This window comes from Citrobacter sp. Cpo109 (assembly GCF_030332565.1).
Taxonomy (GTDB): Bacteria; Pseudomonadota; Gammaproteobacteria; order Enterobacterales; family Enterobacteriaceae; genus Citrobacter; species Citrobacter portucalensis.
In genome coordinates, this window is the sequence record NZ_JAOWHQ010000057.1 from 18,331 (window position 1) to 34,980 (window position 16,650).

Here is a 16,650-nt window from a genome sequence, read left to right on the forward strand (position 1 = left end):
GTTAGATAATTATTCACGGAGAAAAACTATGATGACTGTTTTCAGACAGGCGTTGCTCTGTCTGTTATTGCTATGGCTGCCCGTATCCTGGGCGGCTGAACCCGGCTGGCTGCGTTCACCCGATAACGATCACGCCAGCGTGCGGTTACGCGCTGATACGTCCGCAGGCGGAGAAACCCGTCTGCTGCTGGATGTCAAACTGGAGGACGGCTGGAAAACCTACTGGCGTTCTCCGGGCGAGGGGGGCGTTGCGCCTGCTATCGCCTGGAAAGGGGAAATGCCTGCGGTCGACTGGTCCTGGCCAACCCCTGCTCGTTTTGAGGTCGCCAATATCACTACCCAGGGGTATCACGATAAGGTGACGTTTCCGATGGTGGTGCGCGGTAGAGCGCCCGCCACGCTCAGCGGCGTTTTGACGCTATCTACCTGTAGCAACGTTTGCCTGTTGACGGATTTTCCTTTTTCCGTGACGCCCACAGCCCAGGACCCGACTTTTGCACATGATTATGCTCAGGCGATGGGACAGATCCCACTTGCCAGCGGCCTGACCGATACTCTGAGCGCTGGCGCACGGGCGGGAGAGTTAGTCGTCGAGGCTCACCGTGCGGGAGGCTGGACTGCACCGGGGCTGTATCTGGATGCTGTTGATGATACGGATTTTGGCATGCCGCAAATCCATGTTGAGGGGGAGATGTTACGCGCCACGGTACCTGTACATGACGGTTGGGGAGAAGGCGCGCCGGATCTGCGTGGTAAGTCAGTCACGCTGGTGCTGGCAGATAACGGTGTTGCCCAGGAGAGTCGTCTGGCGATTGGCGAAGCCCCGGTTGTTGAGAACGCCTCACTCCCACTGTGGCAAGTGGTGCTCATGGCACTGCTGGGTGGTTTGATCCTCAATCTGATGCCTTGTGTGTTACCGGTTCTCGGCATGAAGCTGGGCTCTATTTTGCTGGTCGAGGAAAAAAGTCGTCGCCAGATCCGTCGTCAGTTCCTCGCATCGGTAGCCGGAATACTGGTCTCGTTTATGGCACTGGCGCTATTGATGACGGTGCTGCGTTTAACCAATCAGGCCCTTGGCTGGGGGATCCAGTTTCAGAATCCATGGTTCATTGGCGTCATGGTACTGGTGATGCTGACGTTCAGCGCCAGCCTGTTCGGGTGGTTTGAATTCCGCCTGCCTTCTGCAATGACCACCACGCTGGCGACTCACGGCGGCAACGGACTGTCGGGACATTTCTGGCAAGGTGCATTTGCGACACTGCTTGCCACGCCGTGCAGTGCCCCGTTTCTGGGAACGGCGGTGGCGGTAGCATTGACCGCTTCGCTGCCGACGTTGTGGGGATTGTTTATCGCACTAGGGCTGGGGATGAGCTTACCGTGGCTGCTGGTGGCCCTGCGTCCCGGTCTGGCGCTGCGTTTGCCGCGACCAGGGCGGTGGATGAATATTTTGCGGCGTCTGCTTGGCGTGATGATGCTGGGTTCGGCTATCTGGCTTGCGACGTTGCTGCTCCCACACTTAGGGTTTAGCGGACAAAGTAGCGCTAAAGAAAGCGTGAACTGGCAACCGCTAAGCGAGCAAGCGATTGAGGATGCGCTGGCACAACATAAGCGCGTGTTCATTGACGTCACAGCCGACTGGTGCATCACCTGTAAGGTAAACAAATACAACGTGTTGCATAAAGAAGACGTACAGGCCGCATTGCAACAGCCGGATGTGGTGGCGCTGCGCGGCGACTGGACACTCCCTTCTGAAGCTATTACCGCATTTCTAAAAAAACGCGGCCAGGTTGCTGTGCCGTATAACCAAATTTATGGCCCCGGTCTGCCAGATGGCCAGGCGTTACCCACGTTGTTAACCCGCGATGCGGTACTGCAAACGTTGAATGATGCCAAAGGAGTAACCCCATGAAAATGATGATTGTTCTGCTGTTAACCTTGTTTTCTGCCGTCAGTATCGCGAAAGAGCCTGCGCCGTTTACCCCGGAACAGGAAAAGCAAATTGAAGCATTAATTCAGGAAGCCTTGTTTAACGATCCCAACAGCCCGCGGCTTGGCGCGAAGCAGGCGAAACTGACCCTGATAAACTTCACCGATTACAACTGCCCATACTGCAAGCAGTTGGATCCAATGCTGGAAAAAATTGTGCAGAAATATCCTGACGTAGCGGTGGTGATTAAACCGCTGCCGTTTAAAGGTGAAAGCTCGGAACTGGCGGCGCGGACCGTGTTGACCACCTGGCATGAGCATCCGCAACAGTCCCTGGCATTACATGAAAAATTGATGCAGAAGAAGGGCTATCATACCGACGTCAGTATCAAGCAGGCGCAGGAAAAAGCGGGGGCCAGTCCGGTGACGCTGGATGCCCAAAGTGCTGAAACGCTGAGTACTAACCTGCAACTGGCGAGACTGGTGGGGGTGCAGGGAACCCCCGCAACGATTATTGGTGATGAACTTATTCCCGGTGCGGTGTCGTGGGAAACCCTTGAGGAAGTGGTAAAAGAAAAACTGGCGGCGGCCAATGCTCAGTAAACTGCGCCGCTGGCTGCGCGAAGGGCTGATCTTACTGGCATTGTTGGCGGGGGCGATGCTGCTGATGGATGCCTGGCGCGCGCCGCAGCTCCCTGCCTCCTTTGACAGCACGCCTTTACAAACGCTGGATGGTGAAACCGTCACGCTGGCGGCGCTCAGCAAAGACGAGCCGGTGTTGCTTTATTTCTGGGCGAGCTGGTGCGGCGTATGCCGCTTCACGACGCCGGAAGTCGCCAGGCTGCGTTCGGAAGGGGAAAATGTGATGACCATTGCGTTACGTTCCGGAAATGAAGCTGAGGTATCTCGCTGGCTGTCGCGAAAAGGCGTGGACTTTCCAGTCATCAATGATGCGAACGGGGCCATTTCCCGCAGTTGGGCGATCAGCGTCACGCCCACGCTGGTGGTGATGTCACAAGGTCGGGTGGTATCAACCACCAGCGGCTGGACCAGCTACTGGGGCATGAAACTTCGGTTGTGGTGGGCGAAAACGTTCTGATAAATGTGCCGGGGAAACCCGGCATTTTTTATGACGTCACCCTCGCCAGGAAGGCATATTTCGTTGCCTGACGAAGCAAACACAGTGATTAACGTCCAGAATCAGGCATCTTCTCTTTTCCAGGAAAGTGCAACATGACGAGTTCTTTAGCGTTTGAACCCGCTCTGGTGGTGATGATTACAGCTACATTTGTCCTCGCGGGGATGGTGAAAGGCGTTACGGGTATGGGATTACCCACCGTGGCAATGGGGATCCTCGGATCGCTTATTTCGCCAGTTGCCGCGGCGGCCATGCTGCTATTGCCTTCGCTGATAAGCAATTTGTTCCAGTTTGGCGGTGGTGGAAATACACGCCAATTACTCAAACGACTGTGGCCAATGCTGCTGACAGTGGTAATGGCGACTCTGCTTGCCAGCACCTGGATTACCGGGGGGGACACCACCCGTACCCAGTTTGCGCTCGGCGTGGCGCTGGTGGCCTACGCTATCTGGACGCTGGCGGGAAAGAAAATCGTGGTGGCCCCGCAGCGTGAAAAACCATACTCCCTCGTTATTGGATTTGTGACCGGCTTATTGACCGGCGGAACCGGGGTGTTTGTGATGCCCGCAGTGCCCTGGATCCAGTCCCTCGGCTTTGAGAAAGATGAACTGGTGCAGGCGCTCGGGATCTCTTTTACCTTTTCGACCCTGGCATTGGCGCTGGGTCTGTGGTGGCACAACGCGCTGCCCATACAATCGCTAAGTTTGTCGGCTTTGGCCATTGTTCCTGCGCTGATTGGCCAATGGATAGGTACCCGTGTGCGAAGGGTTATTTCTCCGCTCGTGTTTAAACGCTGTTTTCTGTTTTGTCTGGTCGGGTTGGGTACAGAGATGATGCTGCGTGCTGTGTGACCGGTGCGGTGACTTTGCGCGACTTTCATGGCATCGTTAATTCAGAGATTCAGGGCCAATGAGGTCGTTATGGCATCCGTGATATTACATGAAGAAGAGGGCGATCTGGAGTCGAAAATGGCACTCACTGCGGCAGTGATGGCCGATAAATCGCGCTCGCGTATGTTGTGCGCCCTAATGGATGGCTGCGCCTGGACTGCAACTGAGCTCAGCGCGGTGGCGGATATATCCGCGTCGACCGCCAGCGCGCATCTGGCGCGTCTGTGCGAACAACGTTTTGTTGTCGCGTTGGCGCAGGGCAGACATCGTTATTTTCGCCTTGCAGGTTCCGATATCGCTGAACTGCTGGAACGCCTGATGGGCGTTGCGTGGGCGACATCAACGCCCCGCAGAATCACTACACCGCCAGGTTTGCGCCATGCCCGCACCTGCTACGACCATCTCGCCGGAGAGGTCGCGGTGAGGTTGTTCGATACGCTGGTTTCCCGTCAGTGGTTAACGCCGGATGGTGAAACGCTGACTCCTCTTGGCCAGGAAAATCTGGCCCGGATGGGGATTGTCCTGGCGGCGGGCTCATCCCGGCGGAAGTTAACCTGCGGTTGTCTGGACTGGAGCGAACGACGTTATCATCCTGGTGGTGTGCTTGGCGCAACGCTGCTGCGCTGGTTCAGTGAACAGCGATGGATAAAAACCGAACAGGGCAGCCGCCATATCATCTTCACACCTCTTGGCATTCGTAAACTCGAAACCGAATTTGGTGTTAAAACGACACGCTAGATGGTCTGTTTTGCGAAAGCGTTCCCGGAAATATGTCATATTTCTGTCACACTCTGTTGTGATTGATAACAACAAGAGGTCGTAGGGATGAATAAATCGTTAATCGCCACAGCCGTGGCTGGGGCTGTCTTATTGTCAACCGCCGCGCAGGCGCAGACCGCGCCGGAAGGCTATCAGCTTCAGCAAGTATTGATGATGAGTCGGCATAACTTACGCGCACCTTTAGCCAATAATGGCAGCGTTCTTGAGCAGTCCACCCCCAAACAATGGCCAGAATGGGATGTCCCCGGCGGACAACTCACTACTAAAGGCGGTGTGCTGGAAATCTATATGGGCCACTACATGCGAGAGTGGCTGGCAGAGCAGGGGATGGTGAAATCGGGCGAATGCCCGGCACCGAATACGGTCTATACCTATGCTAACAGCCTGCAGCGTACGGTCGCCACGGCGCAGTTCTTTGTCACCGGTGCTTTCCCTGGTTGCGATGTTCCGGTCCATCATCAGGAAAAAATGGGCACCATGGATCCTACCTTTAATCCGGTGATCACCGATGATTCCGCCGTCTTCAGCCAGCAGGCCGTTCAGGCCATGGAGAAAGAGCGTAGTAAAATGCAGCTCAACGATAGCTATCAGTTGCTTGAGCAAATGACCGACTACAAAGACTCTCCGTCCTGCAAAGAAAAACAGCAGTGTTCCCTGACCGATGCCAAAGATACGTTTAGTGCGAAATACCAGCAGGAGCCAGGCGTTTCGGGGCCGCTGAAGGTGGGGAATTCGCTGGTTGATGCCTTCACGCTGCAATATTACGAAGGCTTCCCAATGGACAAAGTTGCCTGGGGCGAGATTAAATCCGATCAGCAGTGGAAGGTTCTGTCGAAGCTGAAAAACGGCTATCAGGATAGCCTGTTCACCTCCCCGGAAGTGGCGCAGAACGTCGCCAAACCACTGGTGAAATATATTGATAATGCGCTGGTTACTGAACGCGCGAAAGCACCGAAAATAACCGTGCTGGTGGGGCATGATTCAAATATCGCTTCGCTGCTCACCGCGCTGGATTTTAAACCGTACCAACTTCACGATCAGAACGAGCGTACGCCGATTGGCGGGAAGATTGTCTTCCAGCGCTGGCATGACAGCAATGCAAATCGTGATCTGATGAAAATCGAGTATGTGTATCAGAGCTCGCAGCAGTTGCGTAATGCAGACGTTCTGACGCTGAAATCTCCGGCGCAGCGCGTAACGCTGGAGCTGAAAGGATGTCCGATAGATGCGGATGGTTTTTGCACGATAGATAAGTTCGATAGCGTGCTGAATGAGGCGGCTAAGTAAAAGAAAACTCCCCCGTGTTCGCGGGGGAGTCAGCGCGCTAGACGTTTTTGCGTTCGATAGTCTGTTCACCCCAAAAGAGCGAATCTTTGTCTGTTTTTTCAAAGGCTTTGATGAGTACCTCATCGCTACCTTCTTCCCAAATTTTTTCCGCCAGTTTCTCGTCATAATGCGCGACTTCAAAAATGGCTTCGGCTATTTCCGGCGATGTATTGCGCAGACTTGCCCATTCGCCGACGCGATGGGCTTTCGCTTCTTGAGTTGGCATTCGAATCCTCCTGTTGAAGATTAGCCGTTGAGTTTTACTGCCAGACCTGCGACATATTCACCCTGATAGCGGGCGATAGATAATTCTTCCTGACTTGGCTGGCGGGAGCCGTCGCCTCCGGCAATGGTGGTTGCACCGTAAGGGGTACCGCCGCGAACTTGTGAGACATCAAACAGCTCTTGCGCCGCGTAACCGATAGGTACAATCACCATCCCATGGTGGGCAAGCGTAGTCCAGGTTGATGTAATGGTTTGTTCCTGACCGCCGCCGGTTCCCGTTGAGCTGAATACGCTGGCGAGTTTGCCGTACAGGCCGCCAGAGGCCCACAGCCCGCCAGTCTGGTCGAGGAAGGTACGCATCTGACCGGACATATTACCAAAGCGCGTGGGGGTACCAAAAATGATGGCGTCGTAATCAGCCAGTTCTTGCGGGGTTGCGACTGGTGCGTTTTGTGTTTTGCCGCCAGCCTTAAGGAAAATCTCGGGCTGCATGGTCTCTGGTACACGCTTAATAATCACTTCTGCGCCATCTACCTTATTTGCGCCTTCTGCGACTGCGTGGGCCATAGTTTCAATGTGTCCGTACATAGAATAATAAAGCACCAGAACTTTTGCCATTTTACACTACTCCTCGAGTTAACCGTGTCCGTAGCGATTCGCTACCTACCTTTAAAGATATGACGTACTGTCAGGAGTGCAAATTTCACAATCACTTCTTTGATTTATAACAATTTTTATAACAACCTGCTTTGTAGCAAAATGATACATATTTAACCGGGTAGAATTCGGTAGTCATAAGAAAGACTTATTGATTTCTTATTGTGATTATTTCTTTGTCACTCCTGATCCTGTTGCAGGATATTACAGTTAGCGTCTGCCCTGGCCACGCTTCACTATGCTTATTCCCACGCAGTTATTTTCAGGGCCTCGCCCGTAACGCTGCGTGAGGTATCACTCCTCAGTACCTATGCAATATGATGTCTAATCAATGACGGAGGTCAGTAATGGCAAACCATCGGGGCGGTTCCGGCAACTTTGCGGAAGACCGCGAAAGAGCATCAGAAGCAGGTCGAAAAGGTGGCCAGCACAGCGGGGGGCAACTTCAAGAATGACCCGCAACGCGCTTCAGAGGCAGGCAAAAAAGGGGGCAAAAATAGCCACGGCAACAACAAATCGTAATTGTCGGGCTATCTGTCAGATATGTCGTGACGGCTGAGTGTCAGAGACAGACGTTACGTAGCCACCGCCGCCGGGTCTTTCCGGCGGTTTTTTTTGTCTGCAAGGTTGAACTGTAACAAAACGCAACGCAGACTAATGACATTCAGTTAATCGGGTGTCTCATGTCATTACTTTCTCGTTATTCCTTCTCTGTTAAACCTCAGGAAGCGATCCTCATTGTGATCACCATGTTCTGGGGTGGCACGTTTTTGGCGGTGCAATATGCCGTTACCCTGAGCGGCCCTTTTTTCTTTGTCGGTGTGCGTTTTGCCACTGCCGCGCTGGCGGTCGCGCTTTTATCGTTACACACACTGCATAAGCTGACGTGGCTGGAAGTCAAAGCTGGGGTTGCAATCGGTATCGCAATTGCGCTGGGCTATAGTCTGCAAACCTGGGGGCTACAGTTTATTCCCAGCAGTAAATCGGCGTTTATTACCGCGATGTACGTACCGTTGGTGCCGCTTTTACAATGGCTGTGCCTGGGGCGCATGCCTGGCCTGATGCCGTGCGTCGGCATTGTGCTGGCCTTTATCGGATTGATTTTTCTTGCCGGACCGGGAGGCAATTTACTGGCCCTGGGCGAAGGCGAGTGGATCACGCTTGCCGGTGCGGTGGCGATTGCGGCAGAAATTATCCTGATTAGCGCGTGGGCGGGAAAAGTGGATGTACGTCGGGTAACGGTAGTGCAACTGGCAACCGCTTCGATAGTGGCGTTTATGGCGATGGGACCGGCCGGAGAGACCGTACCACCAATGTCTACCGGATTGCTGGTGGTGGCGCTGGGGCTGGGGATTTTTAGCGCGATTATTCAGGTCACCATGAATTGGGCGCAGCGCAGCGTTTCGCCGACGCGCGCAACGGTTATTTATACCGGTGAGCCGGTGTGGGCGGGGATCTTTGGCCGTCTGGCGGGTGAACGTTTACCGCTACTTGCATTGCTTGGTGCGGCATTCATTATTGTTGGCGTACTGGTCAGCGAGCTGAAGTTCAAAAAGAAAAAAGCGCTTGGACAAGAGGCGCCGCCGGAATCGCTTTAATTTAACCATTCACCGCGTGATTTGGTATGCTGACACCCTCACAAGAAGGAGAGGGCGCATGGTCCAACGCGCAGAGAAAAAAACAGGTAAGCGCTCGCAGGCCGTCAGTGCAAAACGCCAGGCCATCTTAACCGCGGCATTAAATATCTTCTCCCAATATGGGATCCACGGCACTCGCCTGGAGCAGGTGGCAGAGCAGGCGGGCGTGTCAAAAACCAATTTACTTTATTACTACCCGTCAAAAGAGGTGCTTTATATCGCCGTTTTACGGCAGATCCTCGACATCTGGCTAGCTCCATTGAAAGCTTTTCGCGAAGACTTTGCACCGCTGGTGGCCATTAAAGAATACATTCGCCTTAAGCTGGAAGTGTCGCGCGATTACCCTCAGGCCTCACGGCTGTTTTGTATGGAGATGCTGGCCGGAGCGCCTTTATTGATGGCAGAACTGGAGGGGGATCTCAAAACGCTAATTGATGAGAAATCCGCGCTGATTGCCGGTTGGATCAAAAGCGGAAAACTGGCTCCGGTCGATCCGCATCATCTGATTTTTATGATTTGGGCTTCAACTCAGCACTACGCCGATTTTGCCCCACAGGTAGAGGCGGTGACGGGCGCAACGCTGCGTGATGAAGCCTTTTTTAACCAAACGGTGGAGAGCGTACAGCGGATGATTATTGAAGGGATCCGCGTGCGTTAACTGGCCGGCGGTAACGGGCAGCTTAAATCGCCTTCTTCACACTGCAAGAGCGAGGCGAGAAACGCTTCGCGCTCGTTGGTCTTATCCGTCAGGCACTGGCTGGAAATCATCGCCTGAACGCTACCGCCTTCGGTACCGGAACTGATTAATGCACAATCTGCATCGCGCAAAGTTATCCATGATATTTGCGCTTTTTTCAGTAAATCGCGCTGGGTTGGGGCGGCGCGCTTTAGCGCATTCTGGTACGTTTCATTAAGTTTGGCGTCGGCCGCCTTATACTGCTCTGCCGCACAGGTGTTCATCTCAATCTGCGTGTTCGCGTTGGCGCAGTCATCCGCCAGCGCCTGGCCGCTCAGCAGCAGCACTGCACATGTCAGTACGATTCGTTTCATGCTTCCCTCTGGCTTAATAAAAAAAGGCCCCGTTACCGGAGCCTTAATTAACCACAACCTTAGCCGATTGTCATCAGGCTGGCGTTCCCCCCAGCTGCGGCGGTATTGACGCTCAGGGAGCGCTCAATATACAACCTTTCCAGCAGGATATTGCTTTCGCCGCGGGCAAAGCCCTGGACCGACACAATCGCCCCTTCGCGGGCCGCCACTGCTTCACACAGTGCGCGAAGCTGATCGGAATCGCCGTGGAAAATAACCGCATCAAACGGCTGCGTGGCGATGTTGTCCGCTTTGGCAAACTGAATGCGCCCGGAAACCGCGGCTGGCAGGCGTTTTGCCAGGTCGCGATGGAACGTATCATCTGGCCACAGGATTAAGCTACCAACGGAAGTTACAGCGGCAACTTGTACCAGTGCGTCCTGTTCGTCATCGGCGATACACAGCACGCGTTCGCGCGGCAACAGCGTCCAGGTATTGCGCTCGCCGGTGGGGCCTGGCAGCAGGCGTTGCGTTCCGGCCTGCGCCAGTTCACCAAACTGTTGGCAGAGCGCACGCAGTGCTGGACGATCGGTTGCCCATTCGCTAAGCGCTTCCAGCGGCTGAACGAGCGCCGTTTTAAGCTGTGCATCGACCGGGTATTCAGCATCCTGACGGGCAAGCGTAATGCCTAACGCATTTTCCGGACGGTTTGCCAGCAGGCGGTACAGATACAGCGGTCCGCCCGCTTTTGGCCCGGTTCCTGACAAGCCTTCGCCACCGAATGGCTGCACTCCGACGACGGCGCCGACCATATTGCGGTTAACGTACAGGTTCCCCACATGTGCCGAACCCGTGACCTGGGCGATGGTTTCATCGATACGGGTGTGCACGCCCAGCGTCAGGCCGTAGCCGGAGGCATTAATTTGCTCAATCAGGCTGCCCAGATTGTTGCGGGTGTAACGCACCACGTGCAGTACCGGACCGAACACCTCTTTTTGCAATTCGTCGAAGCTTTCCAGCTCGATAAGCGTCGGCGCGATAAAGGTACCGGTTTGCCATTCACGCGCATCGTCGCTGTTTTCGCGCACGGCCTGGAACACCGGACGCCCTTTAGCGCGCATGGCCTGAATATGGCACTCAATATTGGCTTTGGCTTCTTCATCGATAACCGGTCCAATATCGGTGGTCAGACGGCCCGGGTTACCCATGCGACATTCCGCCATCGCGCCACGCAGCATTTTCAGCGTATGGTCGGCGACATCGTCCTGCAGACACAGGACGCGAAGCGCTGAGCAGCGCTGTCCGGCGCTGTCAAAGGCAGAAGCCAGAACGTCGACCACCACCTGTTCCGTTAACGCAGAAGAGTCGACGATCATGGCGTTCATCCCGCCGGTTTCGGCGATAAGCGGGATTGGGCGCCCCTGAGCATCGAGGCGGGTCGCGATATTGCGTTGCAACAGCGTGGCGACTTCCGTTGAGCCGGTAAACATGACGCCGCGTACGCGCTCATCGGAAGTGAGCTGTGCCCCGACCGTTTCGCCTTGACCAGGCAACAGTTGCACCACGCCTGGCGGCACACCTGCTTCGAGTATAATGGCAATACCCTGGGCGGCAATCAGCGGAGTTTGTTCCGCGGGTTTTGCCAACACGCTGTTGCCCGCCGCCAGCGCAGCGGCAATCTGCCCGGTGAAAATGGCCAGCGGGAAGTTCCACGGGCTGATACAGACCACCGGCCCTAACGGACGATGGGTTTCATTATCGAAGTCATCGCGGACCTGACCGGCATAATAGTGCAGGAAGTCAACCGCTTCGCGTACTTCCGCAATGGCGTTGCTGAAGGTTTTGCCTGCTTCGCGCACCAGAATGCCAATTAACTGCTGCATCTGGCCTTCCATCAGAACTGCGGCGCGATGCAAAATAACGGCGCGCTCTTGTGGCGGTGTGGCGAACCAGATCGGCGCGTTATTTACCGCGTTCTGCAATGCCTGTTCCACTTCGCTGTGGGTTGCTTCACGCACGTAACCGACAATGTCTTTCGGTTCGGCCGGGTTGACGACTGGGGTCATTTCACCGTCAGCAACCGGATGTTCGAGCATCGGTTTTGCGTGCCATTTTTGCAGTGCGCTGTTGAGTAGGGCAGAGGACAGCGAGGCCAGACGATGTTCGTTTGCTAAATCCAGACCGCCTGAGTTTTCACGGCCTTTACCGTACAGATCACGCGGCAGGGCAATCTTCGGATGTGGCAGACCAGCCTGGCCTTCCTGCTGCGCCAGTTTTTCAACGGCTTCGACCGGATCGGCTACCAGTTCATCCAGCGGCAGGGTAGTGTCTGCAATGCGATTGACGAATGAAGTGTTGGCGCCGTTTTCCAGCAGACGACGCACCAGATATGCCAGCAGCGTTTCATGCGTGCCTACCGGTGCATAAATGCGGCATGGACGGTTCAGTTTGCCATCGGCAACTTTACCGGTGACCTGCTCATACAGCGGTTCGCCCATACCGTGCAGGCACTGGAACTCGTACTGACCAGGATAGTAGTTTTGACCGGCCAACTGATAAATCGCCGCCAGCGTATGGGCGTTGTGGGTGGCGAACTGCGGGTAGATCAGATTCGGTACCGCAAGCAGTTTTTTCGCACAGGCCAGATAGGAAACGTCGGTGTAGACCTTACGGGTATAGACCGGATAACCTTCCAGACCGTCCATTTGCGCACGTTTGATTTCGCTATCCCAGTAGGCGCCCTTAACCAGACGGATCATCAGGCGACGGCGGCTGCGCGTGGCGAGATCAATCAGGTAGTCGATAACATACGGGCAGCGCTTCTGGTAGGCCTGAATAACAAAGCCGATACCGTTCCAGCCCGCCAGTTCAGGTTCAAAGCACAGTTTTTCCAGCAGATCGAGGGAGATCTCCAGTCGGTCGGCCTCTTCAGCATCGATATTGATACCGATGTCGTACTGGCGGGCCAGCAGAGTAAGCGACTTCAGACGAGGATAGAGTTCATCCATCACGCGGTCATACTGCGCGCGACTATAACGCGGATGCAGCGCTGACAGCTTGATAGAAATGCCTGGCCCTTCATAGATGCCGCGACCATTTGAGGCTTTACCAATGGCGTGGATTGCCTGTTGGTACGAAACCATATAAGCCTGGGCATCGGCGGCAGTCAGAGCCGCTTCGCCCAGCATGTCGTAAGAGTAGCGGAAACCTTTTTCTTCCAGTTTACGGGCGTTAGCTAGCGCTTCAGCGATAGTCTCTCCGGTGACGAACTGCTCGCCCATCAGGCGCATTGCCATGTCGACACCTTTACGTACCAGTGGTTCACCGCTCTTGCCGATAATACGGTTGAGTGAGCGTGAAAGGCTGGCTTCATTATGCGTAGAAACCAGACGACCGGTAAACAACAGCCCCCAGGTCGCCGCGTTGACGAACAGGGACGGGCTGCGTCCAATGTGCGACTGCCAGTTGCCGTTGCTGATTTTGTCGCGGATTAACGCATCGCGGGTTGCCTTATCGGGAATACGCAGCAGGGCTTCCGCCAGACACATCAGCGCGACGCCTTCCTGTGAAGAAAGGGAGAATTCCTGCAATAAACCTTGTACCATCCCGGCGCGGCCGCTGGCGGTCTTCTGGTTACGCAGTTTGTCGGCCAGATCGTACGCCAGTTTATGCGCTTGCTCGGCGATGGGTTGCGGCAGACGAGCCTGCTCCATCAGCATTGGCACGGCATCGGTTTCGGCTCGGCGGTACGCGGCGGTGATTGCTGCACGGGAAACAGACTGCGGCAGGATCTGTTCGGCAAATTCCAGGAAAGGCTGGTGCGCTTCATTCTGCTGCGTGGTTAACTCCTCACCCTCATTCGCGGCACCCGCCAGCAGGGCCGGCAGTTCAGGAAGCGCGTCGTCATTTTCCAGTCTTTCGAGATAATTAAAGATGGCTTGCTTGATCAGCCAATGTGGCGTGCGATCGATTCGTGATGCTGCTGTTTTAATACGCTCGCGAGTGGCGTCATCCAGTTTAACCCCCATCGTGGTGGTTCCCATGCCGTTTACTCCTGTTGTACTGAAATACGGGGCTGATAGTTACCGAGAAATATCCACTATGTTGCAACTTTGTGCAACCGTGTTAAATGTGACTTGGTTTGCAAGCTTGGAAATGAATGAGATGTTAATAAATATGAGTCTTATGATGTGGGCTGTAAAAATTACAGAATCTTTTTCTCTGCGGTAGTTAACACTTTTAAAAGGTGCAACCGAAAAAAATGTGAGAGAGTGCAACCTACAGAAAAATGCTATCTACTCTGGATCAAATTTGATGTAAATGGTGTGTTAAATCGATTGTGAATAACCATCGCTTCCGGCAGGATACGGTCGCCCTGGTCAACATAGATATCTTTGCCACGTTCCGGCAGGGTAATAAAACGGCAAGCCACGGCATTGCTGATACATAATTTTGGAGATTTTTGATGGCTATTAGCACACCGATGTTAGTGACATTCTGTGTCTATATTTTCGGCATGATATTGATAGGGTTTATTGCATGGCGTTCAACCAAAAACTTTGACGATTACATTCTGGGTGGACGCAGTCTGGGTCCATTCGTGACCGCGTTATCTGCCGGGGCATCTGACATGAGCGGCTGGTTGCTGATGGGGTTGCCCGGCGCGATTTTCCTGTCGGGGATTTCAGAAAGCTGGATCGCCATCGGCCTTATTTTGGGCGCATGGATCAACTGGAAGCTGGTGGCCGGACGTTTACGTGTACATACCGAATACAATAACAATGCGCTGACGTTACCGGATTACTTTACCGGTCGCTTTGAAGATAAAAGCCGAATTTTGCGTATTATCTCCGCGCTGGTTATTTTGCTGTTTTTCACCATCTATTGTGCTTCAGGGATTGTGGCAGGGGCGCGTCTGTTTGAAAGCACCTTTGGCATGAGCTATGAAACAGCGCTGTGGGCAGGGGCGGCCGCGACGATCATTTATACCTTTATTGGTGGTTTCCTGGCGGTTAGCTGGACCGATACCGTCCAGGCCAGCCTGATGATCTTTGCTCTGATCCTGACGCCGGTAATGGTCATTATTGGCGTGGGTGGATTTGAAGATTCGCTGGAAGTGATTAAACAAAAGAGCATTGAGAACGTGGACATGTTCAAAGGGCTGAATTTTGTTGCCATCATTTCTTTGATGGGCTGGGGTCTGGGCTACTTTGGCCAGCCGCATATTCTGGCGCGCTTTATGGCAGCAGATTCCCACCATAGCATCGTTCATGCTCGCCGTATCAGTATGACCTGGATGATCCTGTGCCTGGCAGGTGCCGTGGCCGTGGGCTTCTTTGGTATTGCTTACTTTAACAACAACCCACAGCTTGCCGGTGCTGTTAACCAGAACGCCGAGCGCGTATTTATTGAACTGGCGCAAATCCTGTTCAACCCGTGGATTGCTGGTATTCTGCTGTCTGCGATCCTCGCTGCGGTTATGTCGACCTTGAGCTGCCAGCTGCTGGTGTGCTCCAGCGCAATCACCGAAGATTTGTACAAAGCGTTCCTGCGTAAAAATGCCAGCCAGAAAGAGCTGGTATGGATTGGCCGCATCATGGTGCTGGTCGTGGCGCTGGTGTCTATCGCGCTGGCGGCGAACCCGGAGAACCGCGTGCTGGGTCTGGTAAGCTACGCCTGGGCGGGCTTCGGCGCGGCGTTTGGTCCGGTGGTTCTGTTCTCGGTAATGTGGTCGCGTATGACCCGCAACGGCGCGCTGGCAGGGATGATCATCGGTGCGGTGACGGTAATCGTCTGGAAGCAGTTTGCCTGGTTGGGTCTGTATGAAATCATCCCGGGCTTTGTTTTCGGCAGCATCGGTATTGTGGTCTTCAGCCTGTTGGGTAAAGCGCCTTCAACTGCTATGCAGCAACGTTTTGCCGAGGCTGATGCGCATTATCACTCAGCTCCGCCATCGCGTTTACAGGCAGAATAATCTGCCTCTGTCTTCAAGCCCGCCGCGTGCGGGCTTTTTTATTGCTTCCGTTGTAAACCTGCTATAACCGTTACCTGCCTAACCTTTTACATTCAGTCATCATTCTCAAAACATTCTGCTTGAGTTTTTCTTTCCTGTAATGATAATCACTATCACTGTAATTTACTTTTCTTTTCATCAATTGACTGAGAATAACGTTTAAGGGTTCTTCGCATGTTTGTTCCATTTCTAATTATGTTGCGCGAAGGGTTAGAGGCCGCGCTGATTGTCAGCCTGATTGCCAGCTACCTGAAACGGACTCAGCGTGGTCGATGGATTGGTGTGATGTGGATTGGTGTTCTGCTGGCGGCGGCGTTATGCCTGGCGTTAGGGATTTTCATCAACGAAACCACCGGTGAATTTCCGCAAAAAGAACAGGAGCTGTTTGAAGGCATCGTGGCGGTCATTGCCGTGGTGATCCTCACCTGGATGGTGTTCTGGATGCGTAAAGTTTCGCGCAACGTCAAAGTCCAGCTTGAACAGGCTGTCGATAACGCGTTGCAGCGTGGCAACCATCACGGCTGGGCGCTGGTTATGATGGTCTTTTTTGCTGTTGCCCGTGAAGGGCTGGAGTCGGTGTTCTTCCTGCTGGCAGCATTCCAGCAGGATGTAGGTATCTGGCCGCCGTTAGGCGCGATGCTGGGACTGGCTACCGCGGTGGTACTGGGTTACCTGATTTACCTCGGCGGCATTCGCCTCAATCTCGGGGCATTTTTCAAATGGACCAGCCTGTTCATTTTGCTGGTGGCTGCCGGTCTTGCTGCTGGGGCAATCCGTGCTTTCCACGAAGCTGGGTTGTGGAATCATTTTCAGGATGTGGCGTTTGACCTGAGCAGCGTGCTGTCGACGCATTCGCTGTTTGGCACATTGATGGAAGGCATTTTCGGCTATCAGGAAGCGCCAAGCGTTAGTGAAGTCGCTGTCTGGTTTATCTACCTGATTCCGGCGTTGATTATGTTTGCGTTACCGCCGCGTTCAGGCACTACGGCATCGCGTACCGCACCTTGATAAAAACGCGATGCAGAATAC

14 protein-coding genes and 1 pseudogene are annotated in these 16,650 nt (G+C 54.1%); 11 read left to right on the top strand and 4 right to left on the bottom strand.

Annotation, left to right across the window (positions count from 1 at the left end; genetic code table 11):
- The first annotated feature begins 28 nt into the window (after window positions 1-28).
- From OGY71_RS10835 to agp, 6 genes are all read left to right on the top strand, one after another.
- The gene (locus OGY71_RS10835) at window positions 29-1,909 is read left to right on the top strand and encodes a cytochrome c biogenesis protein CcdA (RefSeq protein WP_191221620.1); all 1,881 of its coding nucleotides are present in this window, start codon (window positions 29-31) and stop codon (window positions 1,907-1,909) included.
- Window positions 1,906-2,529 carry a DsbA family protein gene (locus OGY71_RS10840; protein ID WP_063941864.1) on the top strand — a complete coding sequence of 208 codons (624 nt, stop codon included), beginning with the start codon at window positions 1,906-1,908 and terminating at the stop codon, window positions 2,527-2,529. The genes OGY71_RS10835 and OGY71_RS10840 overlap by 4 nt, the downstream gene beginning before the upstream one ends.
- Entirely contained in the window at window positions 2,519-3,025 is a 507-nt protein-coding gene (locus tag OGY71_RS10845) for a protein disulfide oxidoreductase (RefSeq protein WP_048214488.1), read from the top strand. Before OGY71_RS10840 ends, OGY71_RS10845 begins: the two co-directional genes overlap by 11 nt.
- A gap of 134 nt (window positions 3,026-3,159) precedes the next feature.
- Entirely contained in the window at window positions 3,160-3,915 is a 756-nt protein-coding gene (locus OGY71_RS10850; RefSeq protein WP_149335614.1) for a sulfite exporter TauE/SafE family protein, read from the top strand.
- Between the two features lie 69 nt (window positions 3,916-3,984).
- A complete protein-coding gene (locus OGY71_RS10855) occupies window positions 3,985-4,692 on the top strand; it encodes an ArsR/SmtB family transcription factor (protein ID WP_286587116.1) in 708 nt (235 codons plus the stop codon).
- A gap of 87 nt (window positions 4,693-4,779) precedes the next feature.
- On the top strand, window positions 4,780-6,021 hold the full coding sequence (gene agp, locus OGY71_RS10860) for a bifunctional glucose-1-phosphatase/inositol phosphatase (protein ID WP_206159968.1): 1,242 nt from the start codon (window positions 4,780-4,782) through the stop codon (window positions 6,019-6,021).
- Between the two features lie 37 nt (window positions 6,022-6,058).
- On the opposite strand, the gene OGY71_RS10865 is transcribed toward agp, so the two are convergent.
- Both OGY71_RS10865 and wrbA read right to left on the bottom strand, forming a co-directional pair.
- Window positions 6,059-6,286 (bottom strand): YccJ family protein, encoded by a 228-nt coding sequence (locus OGY71_RS10865; RefSeq protein WP_003036015.1) that lies wholly within the window; start codon window positions 6,284-6,286, stop codon window positions 6,059-6,061.
- 20 nt (window positions 6,287-6,306) lie between these two features.
- The gene (wrbA, locus tag OGY71_RS10870; protein ID WP_003832057.1) at window positions 6,307-6,903 is read right to left on the bottom strand and encodes an NAD(P)H:quinone oxidoreductase; all 597 of its coding nucleotides are present in this window, start codon (window positions 6,901-6,903) and stop codon (window positions 6,307-6,309) included.
- 386 nt (window positions 6,904-7,289) lie between these two features.
- On the opposite strand from wrbA, the pseudogene OGY71_RS10875 reads away from it, so the two are divergent.
- The 3 genes and pseudogenes from OGY71_RS10875 (at window position 7,290) to rutR (ending at window position 9,237) form a co-directional block, all read left to right on the top strand.
- Window positions 7,290-7,464: pseudogene (locus tag OGY71_RS10875) on the top strand (con-10 family general stress protein).
- A gap of 161 nt (window positions 7,465-7,625) precedes the next feature.
- Window positions 7,626-8,540 carry a DMT family transporter gene (locus OGY71_RS10880; RefSeq protein WP_003832060.1) on the top strand — a complete coding sequence of 305 codons (915 nt, stop codon included), beginning with the start codon at window positions 7,626-7,628 and terminating at the stop codon, window positions 8,538-8,540.
- Window positions 8,541-8,598: 58 nt separating this feature from the next.
- The gene (rutR, locus tag OGY71_RS10885; protein WP_003036026.1) at window positions 8,599-9,237 is read left to right on the top strand and encodes an HTH-type transcriptional regulator RutR; all 639 of its coding nucleotides are present in this window, start codon (window positions 8,599-8,601) and stop codon (window positions 9,235-9,237) included.
- On the opposite strand, the gene OGY71_RS10890 is transcribed toward rutR, so the two are convergent.
- Window positions 9,234-9,629, bottom strand: coding sequence for a lysozyme inhibitor LprI family protein (locus tag OGY71_RS10890; protein WP_063941867.1), 396 nt, complete (start codon window positions 9,627-9,629; stop codon window positions 9,234-9,236). The two genes, rutR and OGY71_RS10890, sit on opposite strands and share 4 nt — an antisense overlap.
- Window positions 9,630-9,688: 59 nt before the next feature.
- Window positions 9,689-13,651 (bottom strand): trifunctional transcriptional regulator/proline dehydrogenase/L-glutamate gamma-semialdehyde dehydrogenase, encoded by a 3,963-nt coding sequence (putA, locus tag OGY71_RS10895; RefSeq protein ID WP_286613306.1) that lies wholly within the window; start codon window positions 13,649-13,651, stop codon window positions 9,689-9,691.
- A gap of 422 nt (window positions 13,652-14,073) precedes the next feature.
- Between putA and putP the strand changes: the two genes are divergently transcribed.
- Together putP and efeU are read left to right on the top strand one after the other, a co-directional pair.
- On the top strand, window positions 14,074-15,582 hold the full coding sequence (gene putP / locus OGY71_RS10900; protein WP_032936247.1) for a sodium/proline symporter PutP: 1,509 nt from the start codon (window positions 14,074-14,076) through the stop codon (window positions 15,580-15,582).
- A gap of 213 nt (window positions 15,583-15,795) precedes the next feature.
- The gene (gene efeU, locus OGY71_RS10905) at window positions 15,796-16,629 is read left to right on the top strand and encodes an iron uptake transporter permease EfeU (protein WP_003036041.1); all 834 of its coding nucleotides are present in this window, start codon (window positions 15,796-15,798) and stop codon (window positions 16,627-16,629) included.
- The last annotated feature ends 21 nt before the right edge of the window (window positions 16,630-16,650 follow it).

Coding starts and splice junctions, on each gene's coding strand:
- putP (WP_032936247.1), top strand. CDS start 14,074: ATGGCTATTAGCACACCGATGTTAGTGACATTCTGTGTCTATATTTTC.
- efeU (WP_003036041.1), top strand. CDS start 15,796: ATGTTTGTTCCATTTCTAATTATGTTGCGCGAAGGGTTAGAGGCCGCG.
- OGY71_RS10840 (WP_063941864.1), top strand. CDS start 1,906: ATGAAAATGATGATTGTTCTGCTGTTAACCTTGTTTTCTGCCGTCAGT.
- OGY71_RS10880 (WP_003832060.1), top strand. CDS start 7,626: ATGTCATTACTTTCTCGTTATTCCTTCTCTGTTAAACCTCAGGAAGCG.
- OGY71_RS10855 (WP_286587116.1), top strand. CDS start 3,985: ATGGCATCCGTGATATTACATGAAGAAGAGGGCGATCTGGAGTCGAAA.
- wrbA (WP_003832057.1), bottom strand. CDS start 6,903: ATGGCAAAAGTTCTGGTGCTTTATTATTCTATGTACGGACACATTGAA.
- OGY71_RS10850 (WP_149335614.1), top strand. CDS start 3,160: ATGACGAGTTCTTTAGCGTTTGAACCCGCTCTGGTGGTGATGATTACA.
- OGY71_RS10845 (WP_048214488.1), top strand. CDS start 2,519: ATGCTCAGTAAACTGCGCCGCTGGCTGCGCGAAGGGCTGATCTTACTG.
- agp (WP_206159968.1), top strand. CDS start 4,780: ATGAATAAATCGTTAATCGCCACAGCCGTGGCTGGGGCTGTCTTATTG.
- OGY71_RS10890 (WP_063941867.1), bottom strand. CDS start 9,629: ATGAAACGAATCGTACTGACATGTGCAGTGCTGCTGCTGAGCGGCCAG.
- putA (WP_286613306.1), bottom strand. CDS start 13,651: ATGGGAACCACCACGATGGGGGTTAAACTGGATGACGCCACTCGCGAG.
- rutR (WP_003036026.1), top strand. CDS start 8,599: ATGGTCCAACGCGCAGAGAAAAAAACAGGTAAGCGCTCGCAGGCCGTC.
- OGY71_RS10865 (WP_003036015.1), bottom strand. CDS start 6,286: ATGCCAACTCAAGAAGCGAAAGCCCATCGCGTCGGCGAATGGGCAAGT.
- OGY71_RS10835 (WP_191221620.1), top strand. CDS start 29: ATGATGACTGTTTTCAGACAGGCGTTGCTCTGTCTGTTATTGCTATGG.